This window comes from Silvibacterium bohemicum (genome assembly GCF_001006305.1).
Taxonomy (GTDB): Bacteria; Acidobacteriota; Terriglobia; order Terriglobales; family Acidobacteriaceae; genus Silvibacterium; species Silvibacterium bohemicum.
Genome location: NZ_LBHJ01000012.1, coordinates 170,646 through 189,568 on the forward strand (window position 1 = coordinate 170,646; position 18,923 = coordinate 189,568).

Sequence of the window (18,923 nt, forward strand, 5' to 3'; positions counted from 1 at the left end):
CGGTCGCGTGGCGCGAGTCACATGCGATTTGTCTAAGGTTCCGACCGATCCAGCGTGTCGAACAGCGGCGCCGCGGGGATCAACGACGGATTGTCGTCAACAACCGACACCGACAGAATGCGAATCTTATCGTTGTCCGGCAACGTAAGCGTGCGCGCGCCCGCAGGCAGATCCAGCGAGTACACGAAGAGATACGAATACTGGTACGGCTCATTGAGCCCCTCCGCCGTGTGATGGTGCGACGCATACCAGCCCAGCGAAGCCTGCTTGATGTAGCCAGGCTTCAATCCCACATAGTCGTCGGGATAGCGCCACGCCGGCGGCTTCGCATCGCTCGCCGCATGGACCGGAGGCCACACGGGGTGATTGGCGGAAACCGCCCAGTCGCGCTCTGGAGTGTTTTTCCAGATACGCGTATCCCACTGGCCAATCCAGCCTGTCCACGATTGAATGTTCAGATGTTCGACGCGGCTCCCAACACGAAAAGTAGTCTGCTGATCCTCCATCGAAGATGCAGCCGTCAGCAGATAGACACGGCTGAATCGCCCCGCAGGAAGCGCCAGGGTTTGGCCCCTCGCTGTGACCGCATTCGGCGCGCCGCTCTTCGCTGCTGCAAGCTCGAATCTGACCGGACCATAGTCGATCACCGCCGGAAGCATCTCCGCCGGCATCGCATTTCCCTCGCCGTCGATGCCTCCATCTTCGACCTTCGTATCGTCATTGCTGGCGACAGCATGATCGTAGTGCAGTGCAACCGCCTGCGTGTGCGGTCGCGTAAGCAGAACCCGCGGCGGCGCGAGCCGCAAAGCAAAGGTGCGCGGCTGATACGGCGTGAAGGATGCAATCAACTCGCCGTGGCTCACTTCAGCCGGTCCAACCGGCTGCTCCTGCGCATTCACTTCGCGTGCCGACCCAATCGGGGCGGCAAAGGATACGCGGGCATCCGAAGCCGGCCTGCCGTTCAGCTCCACCATGCGAAGAATCAGCTCATCGCTCTCCTCGGCCTGCTTGAAAGCAAGCACTCGAACCGCAGGATCGCTGACCCGCACCAGGGAAAAGCTCTTGCCGAGCGCGCCCGCGTGCTTTTCCGTCGTAAACGAAATCACCGGATCGTTCACGCGATAGGCCTGCCACACCGTCTGTTCCTCGCGCCAGTCACCGGAGTGCCCTGCGAGCCCCAGCACAATGTCGTGATGTCCCCAGTCCTGCGTTGTCTGATCGCTGTAGTTGCCGGGATGGCCATCGGCAGTGGGCTTCGTGCCTGGAGAACGCAGCAGAGTCACACGAATGCTCTCATCCCCCGGCTTGTCCGAGCCATTTTTAACATCGGTCAGCAGGGTCACGCCGAAGCTTCCGCTCTTATCGGTCAGATCGATCCAGCGATGCGAGCCCAATTCATACTGCCGCGTCTGCGAATTGTTTCTCTGAACCGTCCCGATGTCCCAGCTATAAGTCGCCTTCGGATTCGACGCGCTCAGCGAAAAAGCAGCTTTGAGGTTTGCGCCCGCAGTCTTCCAGTCGACGGCATAGCGAAGATCGACGCGGTTGCCGGCATCGCCAGCCGCCAGGCTGACGGTCTGCACAAAGCGCGAACCCTCGGCCTGCCGCGTCACTTCGAGCGAAACGCGGGCCGGCCCATTCTCGCGGATGCGAATCTTTGCAGGTCCGCCTACAAAGGTTCGCGGAGCCGCCTGCTCCTGCGCGAAATCCATATTCCACGCCGGATAATTGCGAGGAACATCGGTAGAGATGGCGAGCCTCAGAGGCGCGGAGAGCAGCTCCCTGCCCAGCTTCTTGTCATAGACGCTCGACACGTCGCCATCGTCGTTGAGCAACGCCCGATAGCGCTGATTCTCAAGCGAACGATCGGAGACTCGCAACGTATCGTTCGTTGTTGATTGCGTAGCCGGGCGCACATCGAAGACCGCATAGCCCACCGATGGCATCGAAGCCAGGAAGACCACCTTGCCGTCCTCCCACTGCGCAGGCATCTCTCGTCCATCCGGACCATACACGCGCACCGTCTTTGGAGCACCGCCGGGAAAAACCACCGCAGCCTCGACCAGATCCTGCCGCGCGATGTTGAGCGCGTTGTAGACCACCACCGGCACGCCTCGCGTGCGCGTATCGAGGCCGGACGCAACAGCAGTGCTGGCGCTGGTGAGCGCCGCGGCAAACTGGTTGGCGGCGATCACGTCGTCGTTCCACGCGTACTGATAAGCGCGCGGCGTCGATGTCCCCGCTCCCGTGTCGTGAAAGTGCCCCGCCAGCGCCAGCATCCATGCGTCATTCAGCCGCTGTTGCGGATAGTCCCGCGCGCCCAGCCACCGTGCCGCGATCGAAGCCTTCTCCGCGGCGTCCGCGAGATTCTCATCCTTGATGATCCAGCGTTTGTGATAAGCCTCCGACGTAAGCGAGCCCGCGGAGTGATCGGTCAGCTCCAGGTCGCCCTCATAGTGCGGCATGTGCGCAGCCATCTCCGGCTTAATAACCTTGAACATCTGATCGGCAGAAGATTCGATCACATGCACCGGCCCTTCGCCCACGCGCACCGTCACCGAATGCGCAGGAAACGCGGGCGCACCATTCAGCTTGGGCAACGACGGCAATACAGTGTCGCTCTTCGTCGTGATAGTTTCGAGCAGCTTGACGGAAGATTCCTGCGGTGCTCCGCCTGTATCCCCCGTGCCCACGTAGCGGTAATCCGCGAATACGCCCGACGCTTTGCCATTGATGTCGATGCGCTTCACCCAGTCGGTATCGAGCGCAGCTAGCTTGTGCAGCGCATTGGTCTGCTCTGCCGTGAGCGGTGGTTTTTGTGCGCTGCTCAGCAGCGTCTGCCCGATGGACGTATCGGGCGCTTCGCTCAGGTCGGTGTAGATGCTGCTGTTATACGCGCCGGGATGCAACGCCGCGATCACGCTCTTGCCGTCCGGCCCCACCCACACGCCGACGTTGAAGGGAACACCGTCCGGCGTCTGCTCCGCTGAATTAGGCCCACCGGCTTCTGGGCCCGCAGGCCAGCGCCCGCCAATCTTCTGCGTCGAGAATCCCACGAGTCCGGCATGCGCAAGGATCGTGGGCAGCGACGCGGGGAAGCCGAAGCTGTCCGGCAGCATGAACTCGTTGCTGGCCTTGCCGAACTCGTGACGGAAATACTCATTGCCATACAGGATCTGGCGAAAGATTCCTTCAGCGCTCGGCAAATTCACATCGCCTTCTTCCACCGAAGAGCCGGCAGGGAACCACTGTCCGCTCGCCACATATCCTTTCATTCGCGCGTAGTCGCTCGGGAAGTACTCCTTCATCAGGCGATAGCGGTTCGCACCCGTCCAGTTGAAGACATAGTGAGGATACTTATCCATGTAATCGAAGTTCGTTCGCATCGTCGGCAGCAGAAACTGACTGATAGTCTGCGGAAACTCCCATCGCCACTGCGTATCCAGATGAGCGTAAGGGATAACGAAGAGTGTAGGCGTCGTCGTGATATCCGGCACGGCCATCGTCTGGCCGTCGGCGGCGATTCCTGCGGCAAGCATCGCTGTAGCAGAGAGCAAACGGACAACGGAGCGAACAGCGCGGAAAGCAACGAGCATTCTCAATCTCTCCCGGCAAAAATCGTGTAAGCACGAAACCGTAGGACGCGACCGGCCATCGGCTCACCCCACGTCGAACAACATCTGAAAGCCGCGGTCCATGTGGAACTGGTTGTGGCAGTGAAAGAGCGTCAGCCCCTCCTGCTCCGGAGTCCAATCGGCTTCCATCCGCTGGTGGGGGCCGATCAGCACCACATCCTTCAGCAGGCCGCTAGTGGCTCTTCCATCGACGCTCGTCAGCTCGAACGAGCTGCGATGCAGATGCAGAGGATGCGCATCGGAGCTGGTGTTGTGGAAGGCCAATCGATAGCGCACGCCCTTCCGCAACGCCTCGGGCGGAGCGGATGCGCCACCGCTCTTGCCGTTGATCGTCCAGCCTTCCAGGCCGTCAGAGCCGCCGGGAATGCGCGCGATGACCATCGGCAGCGTGACATCCGCAGAAGACTGCCGCGCCACGCCAAACTGCGTGTAATCCCACGGTGCAACGGTGGCACGCGCATTCGTCGCGATTCCGCTGTGCCCCGCATACTCGATCAGAATGCCCAAACCCGCGCCGCGCACGTCGTCATCGGTCGAGCCCAGAACCCACACGCCCGGATGGTTCATCTCGACGATCGCATCGACACGTTCGGCAGCGCCCAGATCGAGCGAAGGAACCCTTCGCGGCCGCGGCACCGGATTTCCATCCAGTGCGGTAACAAGAAATTCGTGACCGGGAAGAGCGAGCTGAATATTTTCGGTCGCACTGGCGTTGAGGATGCGGAACAGAACGCGCTGCCCTTCTTTCACGCGGATCGGTTCGCCGTGGCCAAGCGCCTTGCCGTTGATCGAGCCGATGCGGTAGCCGACCTCGACCATGCTCGGTCCCCAATCGGTCTCGCCGAACTCTTCCACGGCCGTGGGGTTGTCATCGTCGTCCATATCGAAGAAGAAGGGCTCCCACTCATGCGTGGAGAGAAAGATCTCCTGGTCGTAGCGGCCGCGATCCTCCTTCGGCTCCACGTAGACGAATCCGAACTGGCCGCTGTATGTGCCAACGCTGAGATCGTTCATCGTCATCACATGCGAATGCACCCATCGCGAACCTGCTGCCCGCGGCGTCATGCGATAGCGCAGATGCCCATGCGCAGGCACAGACAAGCTGCTCTCTTCCTGCGTGCCATCGAGGGCCGCGCTCAGAGGAAAGCCATGCCAGTGAACATACTCAGGAATGCCGGTGTCGTTGAAGATGTCCACGGTGGCAGGAACGCCTTCGCGCAGGCGAATCAGCGGCCCCGGCGCGCTGCCGTTGTATCCCGTGGTGAGGATCGTCTTTCCCGGAGCGACTTCAGCCTTCACCGCGCCAATGCGCAGCGTCACGTCGGCCGGCGTGTTGTCTCTCGATAAAGCGGCCCACGCCGGCCCTGTTGCAACTCCGGCCGCAGCCGCCGCAGCGCCGGAGAGAAAGCTGCGCCGCGTCAGCCGCCCATCATTCAGGAGTCTGTTATTTGGTGAGGGTTCGGCGATAGAGTTCACTTCCATCCGTCCCCACAAAACTGAGCGCAAGCGTCTTGCTGTCGGCCTCAAGAACCGTGAAGCCATTCACCTTCTGACGGAAAACCGAACGGTCGTAGGGATTCATCTCGTAGAGGCCGGCGCCGCCGCCGCCGCTTACAAAGAAGTGAACGCTTCCCTCCGGCTTCAGCTCCTGCAGGTTATGATCGTGGCCGTTCAGATACACATCGACGTGATCCTTCTTAAGGATGGGCAGAAGCCGCGCGATGAGTTCTTTGTTGTCGCCGCGCGTCGCCGAATAGATGTGGTAGTGGCCGAAGACCACCTTCCACAGCGCCGTGCTTTTCGTCAGCTCCTCATCCAGCCACTTCAACTCCGCCTCGTCGACCGCGGGAGTATCGAAGGCGAAGAACTGCACCGTGCCGGCCGTGAACGTGTAGTACGGCGCGGGCATGTGCCAGCTCTGGCTCCTGGCCGAATAGAGAATCTCCGCGGCCGGGCTGTTGGGGCCGCTCCAGTCATGGTTGCCGAGCACTGCATAGAACGGAATGTGCATCGGGCTGTAAAGCTCTTCCCACTGCGTCTGCCAGCGCGGATCGTCGGGGCTGTTCAGCCCGCGCGGGTAGAAGTTGTCCCCCAGAGTCAGACCGAAATCGAAGGGATGGCTCTTGGCATACGTCACCATCGCTGCCGCGGTCTGCTTCTGCGCAGGGGAACCGGTTCCGAAGTCGCCAAAGGCCAGTACGCGAATCGGCTTGCCCGCCGGGGCCACGGAGAAGAGCGGCGGCGGAACACGCATGAACGAGGGGAACGCGATGCCGTAGCGCGTCTGCTGCAGCAGCTTCTGCTCGTCCAGCACCAGGCCCGCGCTATGAATATCGCCGGCCGCGACCGCAGCTCCGAGCCTCGCGTTCAGCAGGCGGCTCAAGGAATCGATGCGCACCGTCTTCAGCATCTCGATCGCGGCGATGGAGACCGTCACGTCAGGGTCCGACGACGCATGGCTTTCAAGAATGGATAAGTCCTGGGCATCGCCCTGCCAATGCTTTTCGAGTGCCTGGATGAGGTCGATGCGCAGCGTCGCAGATGGCTCCTTGTCGAGCCGGTCGAGCAGGAACGCCGACTCCGCAGGCATGTCGCCGAGAACGTGCAGCACGGTTGCCACCAGCTCGTCGTCCGCCATCTTCCCGGCCTGCTGCTGAATCTCCTCCGGCTGCCTGATCTTCGCCTGAGCCTCGGCGCGATAGTCAGCCGGAATGCGCGCCAGGATCGAATCGGATAACGGCAGCGACGGAGACTTGGCTGGCACCTGAGCAGCTAACGGCAACGCCATCAAGGGAGCCGCGAAAATCGACAGGAGAACAGGACGGCGTAACAACGATTGCAGCAAAATGAGTGCTCCTACAGATGAGGCGTGAAATCGAACAGCCGGACAGAAGGGAATATCGCACCCCTTTCTTTGTCTTCAGAAAGGGACACACAAGTCGCACCGCAAACCGGCGCGAGAGAGGTCGTAGACAGGTCCAAGATAAAGGCCACCTGTTAATCGACGATAAATAATCACATGATTATCGAAAATAATGTCATTAATTACCAGACCAGAGAGGAGTATAGCTTGGCCTCGGCGATCCAGGCGCCGGTAACAGAGTGTAATGCCCTCCCCACGGATGTTAGAAATCAACATGAGGTTGGGCTTCTGCGGGCGTTAGAAGTTAGGAGCAAGCGGGAGATCCCTGATCATTCGGATAGCCTCAACTGCGAGTCTCTCCGCTCAGACCCGCTCCTAATGTGTGTGAGAATGACTCGCAGAATTACCGTCGGCGTTAACAGGCGTTCCGTCCGACCACGCGCCCATCACTACATAGAACTCGGTTATCGGCGCCGTATCCCACTGCTGATAGTAGATAGGCGTGCCGTCCATATTTGCGCCCCAGGCCGCGCCATCCATGCGTGGAAGATCGAACATCAGGTGGTCGAGGTTATGGGGTGGCCGGTCGGTAAGGTACGCTTCCTTTGACATCATGTAAATCAACGAGCCCGAGGCCGGAGCGCCCAACTCTTTCTTGTCGACTGCCGCCTTGATTCCATCGAAGATCTGAGTCTTGGAAAGTCCCGCCAATACCATCCCCGTCGTCTTCATGACATAGGGCAACACGGATAGCGCAGCCGGAGGGTTGTAGCACTCAGGGCTTCGATTCTTGGGATTCCAAAACTCCGGGCTTCCAAATGGAGCCAGCCACGCTCTCCCCACCAGGCATACGAAACCGTTCTTGCCTTCCACTGCGATCTCGTAATTCTTTTGCCCCATCACCATAACCTCGGCATCCTTCGATATGGATGCTGGGGCCGCAGTGCGCGCCAACGCTATCTCCGCATCCCGGTCCATCCGGTATTGTTCAATCGGAGCCATGCTCGGATACGGTTGCTTCGCGTCCTGCGCTTGCATTCGCCATGCTGCCGCGCACAGCACGGCAAGCAGCGCTGCGTACCTCCACACGATCCTGTTTGTTCTCATTTACCGCCGCCTCCATGCGCTTGCAAATGCCAGTTGTGCGCGTCGCAAACGATCATTGTGATTCTCACTCGGCCCGCAAAACCAAACCGGCGCGGAATTACCTGAGGCCGGCAGCCGTGGTTTTCGTGATGGTGCCGTTGGCGTCGTCGTCCTTGAGAGCCCAGATGAATGCGCCGCCGAGTCCCCCAGGAACGCGCGTGCGGACGTACGTCGTCTTGAGCCACACCGTGAGTGGGTCATCGTAGGACCAGAAGGTTTGCGTGCTGGGATCATAGAGCCACACCGCGAGCCGGCGCTCATCGAAGTGAGCCGTGTAGCCGGTCAGGCCGGTGACCGTGAGATAGGTGATCACGCCGGGCGTCTGCAGAGAATCGGTCGAAGGAAACGGAGCCGGAGCGGTCGAAGCCTGATATAGGCCATCGTTGGTGCTGGGAACGCCAGTCCAGCCGCGCGCATACGTCGGAATGCCAAGGACGAGCTTTTCTCCGGGAACACCGGCCTCAAGATACGAGCGAACCGTGTATTCGATGTAGAAATTATCAGAGGCATCGGGATCCTGTCTGTCGTCGAAGAGCGGAGACGCGTGATTGGTAGAAGTCTCCCAGGTGCCGTGGTAGTCGTAACCTTGCAGGTTGAAGAAGTCTAACTGGCGCCCGGCTTCGGCTAGCTGGAGGTTAGAGAAATTCTGCTCGCCGGCGGGTCCGAACATCGTCAGCAGATAATGCTTGTTGTTGGCCCTGCCCAGGGCGTCCAGCTGCTTGCGAAACTCCTTGAGCAGCAGTGTTGCGTTTACCGTGTCAGTAGCGGCGGGAAATTCCCAGTCAATATCGATGCCATCGAAGACTCCCGCTGCTGAAACTCCGGGCGCGAGATTGCCTTTGATGAACAGATCGATGCAACTGGCGGCCATGGCCTGACGGCCCGCAGCCGTACTCGCAGCGGCCGAAAAGCCCGCGGCCCCGGAGAGCGAGATCTCCACTTTCAGATTTGGATGTAGCTGCTTGAGCTGTTGCAGCGCGGCGAAATTCCCGTATAGCGGCCCAGCGTAGGGCGCGCCGCTGACACTTGGAAGATATGGGTCCTGATAGTCGGCCCAGCTATCCGCAATGGCGCAGCCGGTCGGCGTAGCGTCGCCGAAGGCGTACGTCAGATGCGTGAGCTTATCTGCAACGCCATTGGTTTGTAGATTGGCAATGTTGTAATCGGCGAAATAGATACTCCACTCTTCGAAGTAGCCGCCGACCACTTTGGATTTTTGGTCATGTCCCAACTCATTGGCGAGCATGGGACGCGCAAGAAAAAAGGGAATGAGCAGGCTGGCGAGGAAGAAAGTGAAGGCGCGGCCCGGAAAACGGGCAGAGACACGAGTGGGCATAGACCTACCTCGAGGAGAGGATGGAAGCTGGCGGGAGGAATATACAGCTATACAGCGTCTCTGGCAACAGACAACATATGTGCCGCCCGTATCGCCGTTCTCGGCGAGTGCTTCATCGCCAATGCACTTATCAGGCAGGTTGATTGTCTCCTCTATGCCGGCTTATCCACGCCGATGTCCCAATGTGTTTTATCCGGCTCTTGTTCGTGATGACGGATACGATCGCTCAAGTGCAGGAACACGTGAAAAAATAAGGGAGCGATGCAGATGAACTCCCACGAACGGGGAACCTCAGGTTCTCCATCGGTGTTCATCCACATCGATTGGCACATTCACCGGATTCACGCTGGGAGTAATACGAGATGCAAAAAGGGTTCACCAGAAGACCACAAGCGGACGAGCCCGCGTCGGGAGTCAAAAACTACATAACCCCCAGCGGGCTGCAGCGCCTCAAAGATGAGCACCAGTTTCTGCTCACCAGGGACCGCCCCGCCGTAGTGGAGGTGGTGGCGTGGGCCGCGAGCAATGGCGATCGTAGTGAAAACGCCGACTATCAGTATGGCAAGCGACGACTGCGGCAGATCGATGGGCGGATACGCTTTCTCTCAAAGCGAATCGAAGCCGCAGAAGTGGTGGATCCGGAAGCTCCGAGATCGGGGCAGCGGCAGACGAGGGCGTTCTTCGGTGCGACCGTGCGCTATGCCAATGCCGCGGGAGCGGAGCGAGTGGTGAGCATCGTAGGCGTTGACGAGATCGATCTCGACCGCAACCACATCAGTTGGATGTCACCTCTTGGGCGCGCATTGATGAAGTCGGCAGCGGGGGACAGCGTAGTTCTTCACGCCCCGGGCGGCACAGAACACTTGACGGTGGAGGAAGTGTGCTACAAGCGCATCCCTGTGGAACCGTTTCGTGAACCGCCTGGATCCGAGGCCTCGACCAAAGAACTTCCTCGCCGGCTCTCACTCGACGAAGAAGACGAAACGGCATAAGCCATGAAAGAGCGACGACCGTAATAGAACGATATCGGCTCTTGGCAAGCGACGGAAGATGAGTCGCGTCCGCATAAACGCAGGTTGCGGAAGGAATCCATATCGCACGAGAGCGATGCGAGCCTCCATGAATCCATGCTATCGCCACGCTCAGATCACTTAGAAGAAGTCTGTGAGTCTCCAGCTATTTGTTGGGTTGCGGCAGCGCGCGATGTCGGAGGCGCGCAGCCCCAACTTTTTCGAGATCCCGTCCTTCACTCGACAGCTGAAACGTAGTCTTCCCAAACCATAAGCGCCGGAGTACAAATAGATCACTCGCGCCGCGTTAGCGGCCGGCGGCGCGGAGCGGGACTCGACCACCGCCGCATTCAGTTCCACAGACATCAGAAGCCCCAAGGGGCAATCACACGCTGGATCGGGCCTAGAAACTTTCTTTGTAAAAGGAGAGCACGGCATGCCTGAACGTAAGAGGAAAGCTGTGGGTCTGCCGGCGATCGGCGCGCGGTGTGGAAGTGATCGCAGCGCGACGCTAAAACATAAGCTGATGCTTGGCGTGATCGGTGCGATGCTGGGCGCTTCGCTTCAAGGCTGCACTGCGGGCAAAGCTCCGTCAGAGGGAGAGACCAGCCTGGCCAATGCGGCGAAAGACGTCGCCATTCCATTGGAGGCAGGGAAGATGAAGAACCCGCTGCCCGATACGGAAGAGGTCGCGAGCCAGGGCCAGGAAGTGTTTCTCGGATCGTGCGCGCAGTGTCATGGTCCGGAGGCGCGTGGCGACACCAACATCGGGCGCAACATGGCGCCGCCTGCCATGGATCTGACCTCAGCCCACGTGCAGCATTGGAGCGACGCGGAACTGTTTTGGATCATACAAAACGGAGTCCGCCTCACCGGCATGCCGGCATGGAAGTCGAGTATCTCAGAGAACGACACCTGGAAGCTTACGCGTTACATCCACAACCTTCCCCGCCTCGACGCTGCCTCCGCTTCCACGGCAGGCCCTTCACAGACACGAACCGTCACGTCCGCGCAGGACAAGTACACCCTCAAAGTACCGAATGGTCTCGCGTTCGCTGAGTTCAGAGGATACGAAGGCTGGCCCGTGATCGCTCTTAGCCACAATGGAAACGCGGTAGCTGCGATTCTCGGGAATCCTGTGATGATCGAGGCTTATAAGTCGGGCATTCCCGGTAACGGCAAGCCCTTTCCAGATGGCGCCAAGATGGCGAAGGTCCATTGGACTGCGAAGGTCGATGTCGGTGAACCCGGTGCGCCGACCGTGCCAGGCCCGCAGCATGACGTCGATTTCATGGTGAAGGACAGCAAGAGATTCGCGGACAGCGGCGGATGGGGTTATGGCGTCTTCGAGTATGACGCAGCCTCCGGTCAATTCAGGCTCGGCAACTTGACTGACAAGCCGCCGCAGGCGAACGACGCCAAGTGCGGATTCACATGCCACACGAAAGTGAAGACAAAAGATTACGTCTTCACCGATTACGGGCGCAGATGAAGCTGTAGCAGCACCCCGCACCTCTCGTTTTGTAGCCAAGCTGAATCGTTGACTCAACGATCCTCAAAGTGGACTTCCTCGGAAGTCCAATTTTTTGCGAGAGAATACAAACCCTTGACATCCGGCCGGACACCATTTTAGTCTAGGCCTGTTGGTACAAGGCATTATGGTACAAGGCAAAGAAACATCGCGTGATCTCTTTCCCGGTGCGCTCGAGATGATGATTCTCGAATCGCTGCGCCGGCAGCCGGCGCACGGATACGCGCTGGTCCAGCACATCCAGCAGCGCTCCAACAATCTTCTTCAGGTGGAAGAAGGCTCGCTCTATCCCGCCCTTCAGCGTCTTCTTAAAGACAAGCTGGTCAAGGCGGAATGGGCCATCTCCTCGACCAACCGGCGCATAAGGATGTACACCATCACCGCTGCCGGTGTGCGTCGCCTGGAGCGCGAGAAGTTGAGTTTCGAGCGCATGTTCGAAGGCATTGCGCTGGTTCTAGGCCCGGCCAGACAGCAATCCTGAGAAGAGGAAGCGCGTGGCTGGCTATCGAGCATCTTCCGCGTTCATACGGAAGCGCGAGGATTTTTCTTGCAGCCATTTCAACGCTGGCGCGATCAGGCCTTATAGCCGCACTGTTGCCGGCGCGCCGCGCCGTATCCATCGGGCCCGTGCAAGCGCTGAGAAACGAGTAGCACTCTATGAACCCATTCAGGCTTATCTTCCGCCGCCGTCGCATCTACAGCGATTTGTCCGAGGAGCTGCGCCAGCACCTCGAAGAGAAGACCGAACAGCTCATGCGTCTCGATGGCCTCAGCCGTCAGGAAGCAGAGCAGGCGGCGCGCCGGGCCTTCGGCAATCGCACCGTGATCGAGGAGCGCAGCCGCGCATCGTGGCAATGGCCGGCTATCGAGAATTTATTGCGCGACATTGCCTTCTCCGCGCGCCTGCTGCGCCGTTCGCCCGGCTTTACGTTCGTAGCCATACTCACGTTGACATTAGGTGTGGGCGCGAACACCGCGGTCTTCAGCCTGTTGAACGGACTGCTGCTGCGTCCTCTGCCCGTGCCCGATGCGCAGAGGCTGGTCTTGCTCAAGTTACATCCCGGGCCGATAGCCTATAGCTTCTGCACACCGCTCTTTCGCGCGCTCGAAGCTCGCCACGATATCTTCCACCACGCCTTTGCTACGAATTCCCATGAGTTTCAATTTCGAGGCAAGAACGGCAATGAGCAGGTCGATGGCGCCATGGTGAGCGGACAGTTTTTCGACGCCATGGAGACAGCACCGCAGCTGGGCCGCGCGCTCACCCCGGGCGATGATCGCAAGGGTGCAGCTGGGTATGGCGTTGTAATCAGCGACTCCTTCTGGAAGGTGCATTTCGATCGCGACCCGAACGTGTTGGGCCGCAGGCTCATGCTCGATGGCGTTGCCTTCACCGTCGTCGGTGTCATGCCTCCCGGCTTCATCGGCGCCGATGCCACGCACCGGCCCCGGCTGTACATCCCGCTGAGCGCCGAGCCGCTGGTGGATGGCCCCTACGCCATGCTGGATCAGTCTTATCAGTCATGGTGGCTGCGCGTGGGCGCCCGCCTCAAGCCCGGCGTCTCTCTGGCTCAGGCCAATGCGGCGCTGGCGGCGGCTTCTCCGGCGATCATGCGAGAGGTGATCACCGATCCGAAGTGGTCATTTTTCAAGGCGGACCGGGAAAGTCTCGGCGTGAGCGCCGAATCCGGAGCGGCCGGCTTCTCCAATCTGCGCACCGAGTATCGCAGCCCGTTGTTGATGACCTTCGCGCTCTGCGTGCTGGTGTTGTTGCTGGCCTGTCTCAATCTGGCCAGCCTGCTGCTGGCCCGCTCCGCATCGCGCGAACGCGAGATTGCCACACGGCTCGCGATTGGAGCTTCGCGCCGCCGCCTGATTCAGCAATTGATGATCGACAGCCTGCTGCTCGCTGTTCTCGGAACTGGCGCTGGGCTCGCACTCGCGCCGCTTGCCAGCCGCCTGCTGGTGAACATGTTGACGCACGGCTCGCAGACGCTTTATCTGGATGCGAGCATCGACTGGCGCGTGCTGCTCTTTGCAGCGGGCGCTGCGGTTCTCTCCACCATGCTGGTGGGCCTGCTGCCCGCGTTCCAGGCCACGGCCGGCGATCTTGTGCAGCACATGAAGGATGGAGGACGAGGCTCCACGAAGAGCGAACACCGGCGGCTGTTGCCCAAAGCCCTGCTGACGCTGGAAGTGGCGCTGACCATGGTCCTGGTCACCGGAGCCGGACTGCTCGGGGCCAGCCTCTTCCGGCTTTATCACTCCGGCCAGGGCTTCGATGCCCACGGATTGGTCGAAGTGAATATCGATCCCGACCGGCAGCCGCTTGAGGGGCCAGCGGTGATTCGCCTCTATCGCGATATCGCCGAACGCATCTCCGCTCTGCCCGGGGTGCGCGCCGTGGGCTACGCCAGCGTGCCGCCTCTTTCCGGCTCTTCGATGATGAGCAGCGAGCATGCACCCGGCGGAGGAGACCGCGACGTCTATACCAATACCATCGGCCCCGGCTACTTTGACGCGATGCGTACGGCAATCCTCGAAGGCCGCGATTTCAACACGCGAGATTTGCCTGACCAGGGAGGCCGGGTCATCATCAATCACGCAGCGGCAAAGATGTTTTTTCCATCCGGCGATGCGCTGGGCAAGACTCTGGCTGGCTCGATACCCGGCAAGCCCGAACGGATCGAGACCATCGTCGGCATTGTCGAAGACACCAAGTACAGCACTTTGAAAGAGCCTGCGCCGCCTACGGTCTACTACCCCATAAGCGCCGACGGGCATAACAAGAAGCCCAGCTTCACCGCGATGGTTCGCTTCTCTGGCCCCATTGCACCATTGGCAGCGGCGATTCGCGGCATTCTTACCTCCGTCTCTCCAGACATTCCGGAGCCCAGCTTCCACACCATGGACAAAGAGGTGGACGATTCCATTGCAGCGGAACGGGTGATGGCGCTGCTTTCCATCTTCTTTGCCGTTAGCGCGCTGCTGGTCACCGGCATCGGCCTTTACGGCGTGCTCGCTTATTCCACCGCGCGGCGGACCAGCGAGATCGGCATCCGGATGGCGTTGGGAGCCGCGCCGTCGCAGGTGATCGGGCTCATCTTCCGCGAAAATGCATGGACCGCGGGCGCAGGCTGCGTGGCCGGACTCATCGCCGCGATTCTAGCCTCGCGTGCGGTCGCATCGTTTCTCTACGGAACCTCGGCGCGCGATCCCTGGATCCTCTCCGCGTCGCTCGCCATCCTCTGCCTGATCGCCGCCATCGCCTCGCTCGTGCCGGCAGTCAGAGCGGCAAGCATCGATCCCATGCAGGCGCTACGTTCGGAGTGATGCGACGCCGATGCTCGTTGGCCACCGGTGCGTTGTCATCCCGACCGAAGCGAAGCGAAGTGGAGGGACCTGCAGTTTTCCTTAAGGCCGTGGAAGAGGCGAGCACGCCGTAAAGGCCGATGCCGGTGACCAGCAGTGCGCTGACGGGTAGATGGTTCTGTATCAGGGCATGGCTTCAGCCATGTCCTGATACAAACCAGGCTTTCAGCGCTTCAGCCCTTGGGAGATGTTCCAAAACCCAACCGGGTGCCCCACATCTCGATTTTGAGATGTGGGAGCGAACGAGGCAGCTGACTAGCTAACCTGCTGACTCGCCGGCCTGCGGAGCCACGCCGAGAAGATCCTCGACCGATTCCAACCAGAGCACCTGGTGCTCGAAGACTCGCCCAAAATGGCGAGCCACCGCGTTGATGGCGTTTTCCATCGTAGCCGGGGAACCCACGTCCGTCTCCTGCTCCAGGCTGGTAACGGTGCGGTCGGAGATGCCGCAAGGCACGATGAGATCGAAATCGCGCAGATCGGTCGTCACATTCAACGCGAACCCATGGGAAGTAATGCCGCGAGAGATATGAACTCCAATCGCCGCGACCTTCTTCTCCTCGATCGACCCGCCGGCCAGAGTCCACACTCCCGTGCGTCCCGCAATGCGCTGCGTACGAACGCCGAAATCGGCGCAGGCGCGAATCAGAACCTCTTCGAGCAGCCGCACATAGTCGACCGCGCCCAACCGCTTCTCCGATCCACCCAGAGTGAAGCTGCGCAGATCGAGAATGGGATAACCCACCAGCTGGCCCGGCCCGTGGTAGGTGACATCGCCGCCGCGATTGATCTCATGGATCTCCACTCCGCGGTAAGCAAGAAACTCATCGCTGGCGAGGATATTGCCGCGGCCGGAGTTGCGCCCGTAGGTCAACACCGGCGGATGTTCGAGCAGCAGCAGCGTGTTGCCGATCAGTCCCGCATGCCGAGCTTTGATCACCTGCTTCTGGATCGAAAGCCCCGAGGCATAATCGACACGGCCGAGATGGACAAGATTGAGGATCATTCGGAATCAGACCGGACACAGCTTCACAGAAACTCGCGAAACTGTTCTATCGTCAATCCCGCATCGCGAATAATTCCGCCCATGGTCAGGGCGTTTACGGGATTATGTCGAGGAATGGTAAGGATACGTTCGCCATTCGTCATCACGACGTGTTTGCCTTGCCGCAAGATTCGGAAGCCCGCTTTCTCCAAAGCCCGCACTGCATGAAGATGAGCGACCCCAGGCAGCTTGCCCATTAATGAGCGGCTACTTCCACTTCACGAACGTCGCGCCCTCGGGTAAGCTCTTCGACGGCCTCGAGGTATTCAGCGATAGCCGACTGGATATTCGCCAGCGCTTCTTGTTCCGTAGCACCTTGTGACCAGCAGCCGGGCAAACCCGGGCAAGAAACCGCGAAACCTTCCTCGGATTTTTGCAGCACCACTCGATAGGTCATAAAAGGAATCATAGAAGTGAAAGGGTAGCCGAGGCTACCCTTTCGTCTGTTTACTAAATCGAAAGTCACTCACCCCGGTCACTTAAACGTTGATCGCCATCCCCTCCACGCTGCTGAAGCCATCCAGCATCGCTTCGGAAAGAGTGGGATGAGCGTGAATCGTCCACATCATGTCTTCGACCGTCGCCTCGAGCTCCATCGCCGTCACCGCTTCGGCGATCAGCTCCGTCGCCTGCGGCCCGATGATGTGAACGCCGAGGATTTCTCCATACTTGGCATCGGCAATCACCTTCACGAAGCCGTCGTGCGAATCGACGATGGTGGCCTTCGAGTTGCCCACGAACGGGAACTTGCCCACCTTGATCTCCAGGCCCTTTTCGCGCGCCTTGGCCTCGGTTAGACCCACGCTGCCGATCTGCGGCTCGGTATAGGTGCAGCCGGGAATGCGCTCGCGCTTGATGGGTCGCGCGTACTTGCCTGCGATCTTGGCCACTGCAACCAGTCCGGCCATGGAACCAGCGTGAGCCAGCTGCGGCATGCCCGCCACGATGTCTCCGATAGCGTAGATGCCCGCCTCATCCGTCTGCATGTACTCGTTGACCTTGATGAAGCCGCGGTCCACGGCCACCTTGGTCTTGTCCAGCCCAATGCCTTCGGTGCGCGGTGCGCGGCCTACGGCCACCAGCACCTTCTCGGCTTCCTTCACCACCTGCTTGCCGTCCGAGCCGGTGAAGGTCACCTTCACGCCGTCCTTGGTCGTCTCCACCTTCTCCACCTTGGCGCCGACGTTGGTGTCGATGCCGCGCTTGCGGAAGGCGCGAGCCAGCTCCTTGCTGACCTCTTCATCCTCGGCAGGAACCAGCCGCGGCAAATACTCGATGATCGTGATATCGGAGCCGAAGCTCTTGAAGATCGATCCGAACTCAACGCCCACCGCACCCGCGCCGATAATCACCAGCGACTTCGGAATGCTCGCCATCGAGAGGATTTCGATATTCGTCATCACCCGGTCGCTGGCCTCGAGGCCAGGCAGAAGCCGGGCATTGGAGCCGGTGGCCAGAACCACGTTCTTCGCCTTGACCGTGGTGGCCTTGCCCTTTTCCGCATCCTGCGGCGTAACTTCGATCGAGTGAACGCCGTCTTTTGCCGGACCGGTCAGCTTGCCGAAGCCCGGAACCACCGTCACCTTGTTCTTCCGCATCAGGAAGTCCAGACCCTTGGTGTGCCGGGTCACGATCGAGTTCTTGCGGTCGAGAATCGTCTTCCAGTTCAGAGAGCCTTCGCTCAATCCGTCGATCCCGTAATCCTTCGCATGCTTCAGATGGTCGTAGACCTCGGCATTGAAGAGCAGGGCCTTGGTCGGGATGCAGCCGACCAGGAGGCAGGTGCCGCCCAGGGCCTTATCCTTCTCAATCAACGCGACCTTCAAGCCGTACTGGCCCGCGCGGATGGCTGCGGTATAGCCGGCGGGGCCGCCACCGATGATCGCTACGTCGTAAATGGTCTCTGCCAAGGGAAACTCCGATCTGAAAATGGGTTCTGCAAGCCACATGCGTGAGCGAAAAGGAGGCAAAAGCCGCCTTCACCCAAACAGTCTTATTGTACGCAAGGGTTCCAAAGTTCAAGATGCACAGCCAGGCGCAAAGATGCGAGACCACCGTGCGTCGACAGGACGGAATGAGGCGGGTGCCCCACATCTCGATCTTGAGATGTGGGATTCCACAAAAGCTGCAACTTCCCACAAACTTGTCACCCCGAGCGAGCACCGCGAGCCGAGCGCAGAAGTGTAAAGGATCTACAGGGACATTCTGTAAAGAAGGTCATGAGACTGAACACTCACGTTTGAGATGTGGGATTCAACAAAAGCTACAACTCCCCACACAAATTTGTCATCCCGAGCGAGCACAGCGAGCCGAGGGACCTGCAGTCCCCCTCCGCAGCTGAATAGAAATTAAAGCCCCAGATCGCTCAACCCAGGATGATCCTCGGGACGCGTTCCCAGGGGCCAGTGATACAGACGCTCCGACTCCTTGATCGCCAGGTCGTTGATGCTCGCATGCCGATGCTTCATCAGGCCGTTCTCGTCGAACTCCCAGTTCTCATTGCCATAAGAGCGATACCACTGTCCCGACGCGTCATGGCACTCATACGCGAAACGCACCGCAATGCGATTTCCGTCGAAGGCCCAGAGCTCCTTAATCAGCCGGTAATCCAGTTCCTTGGCCCATTTGCGGGTCAGGAAGGCAACGATCTCCGTTCGGCCGGTCACAAACTCCGATCGATTGCGCCAGATGCTGTCGACGGTATAGGCCAGCGAGACCTTCTCCGGGTTGCGGGAGTTCCAGCCATTTTCGCCGGCACGAACCTTCTGGATAGCGGTTTCACGGGTGAAGGGGGGCGCAAGGGTAGTCGCTACGGTCGATGTCATTCGCTTTCTCCTGAATCTTTTCTCTAGTGAAAGATGCTCCGTGAGCGCTTTTGTTTCTTGAATCTTCAAGCCGTTGTGAGTTGTAACCTCATTGTTCGATCAAGCCTAGATCGCGGTCGATTCTGAATTGAGTCAACGGATAGTGGAGGGAGAGGTAGCA

The 18,923-nt window shown here is 59.8% G+C and carries 14 protein-coding genes; 4 read left to right on the top strand and 10 right to left on the bottom strand.

Annotation, left to right across the window (positions count from 1 at the left end; genetic code table 11):
* Window positions 1-32: 32 nt before the first annotated feature.
* From XX99_RS17170 to XX99_RS17190, 5 genes are all read right to left on the bottom strand, one after another.
* On the bottom strand, window positions 33-3,596 hold the full coding sequence (locus tag XX99_RS17170) for a glycoside hydrolase family 38 N-terminal domain-containing protein (protein WP_050060631.1): 3,564 nt from the start codon (window positions 3,594-3,596) through the stop codon (window positions 33-35).
* Window positions 3,597-3,659: 63 nt separating this feature from the next.
* Complete coding sequence (locus tag XX99_RS17175) at window positions 3,660-5,111, bottom strand: multicopper oxidase family protein (protein ID WP_231581458.1); 1,452 nt, start codon at window positions 5,109-5,111, stop codon at window positions 3,660-3,662.
* On the bottom strand, window positions 5,080-6,480 hold the full coding sequence (locus XX99_RS17180) for a metallophosphoesterase (protein ID WP_050060633.1): 1,401 nt from the start codon (window positions 6,478-6,480) through the stop codon (window positions 5,080-5,082). Before XX99_RS17180 ends, XX99_RS17175 begins: the two co-directional genes overlap by 32 nt.
* A 393-nt stretch (window positions 6,481-6,873) precedes the next feature.
* Window positions 6,874-7,605, bottom strand: coding sequence for a hypothetical protein (locus tag XX99_RS17185; RefSeq protein WP_156186049.1), 732 nt, complete (start codon window positions 7,603-7,605; stop codon window positions 6,874-6,876).
* Between the two features lie 97 nt (window positions 7,606-7,702).
* Window positions 7,703-8,980, bottom strand: a complete 1,278-nt coding sequence (locus XX99_RS17190; protein ID WP_050060634.1) for a glycoside hydrolase family 18 protein — start codon at window positions 8,978-8,980, stop codon at window positions 7,703-7,705.
* Window positions 8,981-9,342: 362 nt separating this feature from the next.
* Here XX99_RS17190 and greB point away from each other — a divergent pair, with 362 nt between their 5' ends.
* The 4 genes from greB (at window position 9,343) to XX99_RS17210 (ending at window position 14,854) form a co-directional block, all read left to right on the top strand.
* A complete protein-coding gene (gene greB, locus XX99_RS17195; RefSeq protein WP_050060635.1) occupies window positions 9,343-9,972 on the top strand; it encodes a transcription elongation factor GreB in 630 nt (209 codons plus the stop codon).
* Window positions 9,973-10,426: 454 nt separating this feature from the next.
* Window positions 10,427-11,482 carry a cytochrome P460 family protein gene (locus tag XX99_RS26795; RefSeq protein ID WP_082125664.1) on the top strand — a complete coding sequence of 352 codons (1,056 nt, stop codon included), beginning with the start codon at window positions 10,427-10,429 and terminating at the stop codon, window positions 11,480-11,482.
* Window positions 11,483-11,648: 166 nt separating this feature from the next.
* Window positions 11,649-12,002 carry a PadR family transcriptional regulator gene (locus tag XX99_RS17205; protein ID WP_050060636.1) on the top strand — a complete coding sequence of 118 codons (354 nt, stop codon included), beginning with the start codon at window positions 11,649-11,651 and terminating at the stop codon, window positions 12,000-12,002.
* A gap of 176 nt (window positions 12,003-12,178) precedes the next feature.
* Window positions 12,179-14,854 (top strand): ABC transporter permease, encoded by a 2,676-nt coding sequence (locus XX99_RS17210; RefSeq protein ID WP_050060637.1) that lies wholly within the window; start codon window positions 12,179-12,181, stop codon window positions 14,852-14,854.
* 298 nt (window positions 14,855-15,152) lie between these two features.
* Here the strand turns inward: XX99_RS17210 and lipB are convergent, their stop codons facing one another.
* The 5 genes from lipB to XX99_RS17230 form a co-directional block, all read right to left on the bottom strand.
* A complete protein-coding gene (lipB, locus tag XX99_RS17215; protein WP_050060638.1) occupies window positions 15,153-15,899 on the bottom strand; it encodes a lipoyl(octanoyl) transferase LipB in 747 nt (248 codons plus the stop codon).
* Window positions 15,900-15,922: 23 nt separating this feature from the next.
* A complete protein-coding gene (locus XX99_RS17220; protein WP_050060639.1) occupies window positions 15,923-16,135 on the bottom strand; it encodes a type II toxin-antitoxin system HicA family toxin in 213 nt (70 codons plus the stop codon).
* Window positions 16,135-16,335 (bottom strand): type II toxin-antitoxin system HicB family antitoxin, encoded by a 201-nt coding sequence (locus XX99_RS26800; protein ID WP_082125743.1) that lies wholly within the window; start codon window positions 16,333-16,335, stop codon window positions 16,135-16,137. Before XX99_RS26800 ends, XX99_RS17220 begins: the two co-directional genes overlap by 1 nt.
* Window positions 16,336-16,417: 82 nt before the next feature.
* Window positions 16,418-17,848 carry a dihydrolipoyl dehydrogenase gene (gene lpdA, locus XX99_RS17225; protein WP_050061125.1) on the bottom strand — a complete coding sequence of 477 codons (1,431 nt, stop codon included), beginning with the start codon at window positions 17,846-17,848 and terminating at the stop codon, window positions 16,418-16,420.
* A 438-nt stretch (window positions 17,849-18,286) separates the two neighbouring features.
* Window positions 18,287-18,763 (bottom strand): nuclear transport factor 2 family protein, encoded by a 477-nt coding sequence (locus XX99_RS17230; protein WP_050060640.1) that lies wholly within the window; start codon window positions 18,761-18,763, stop codon window positions 18,287-18,289.
* Window positions 18,764-18,923 lie beyond the last annotated feature (160 nt).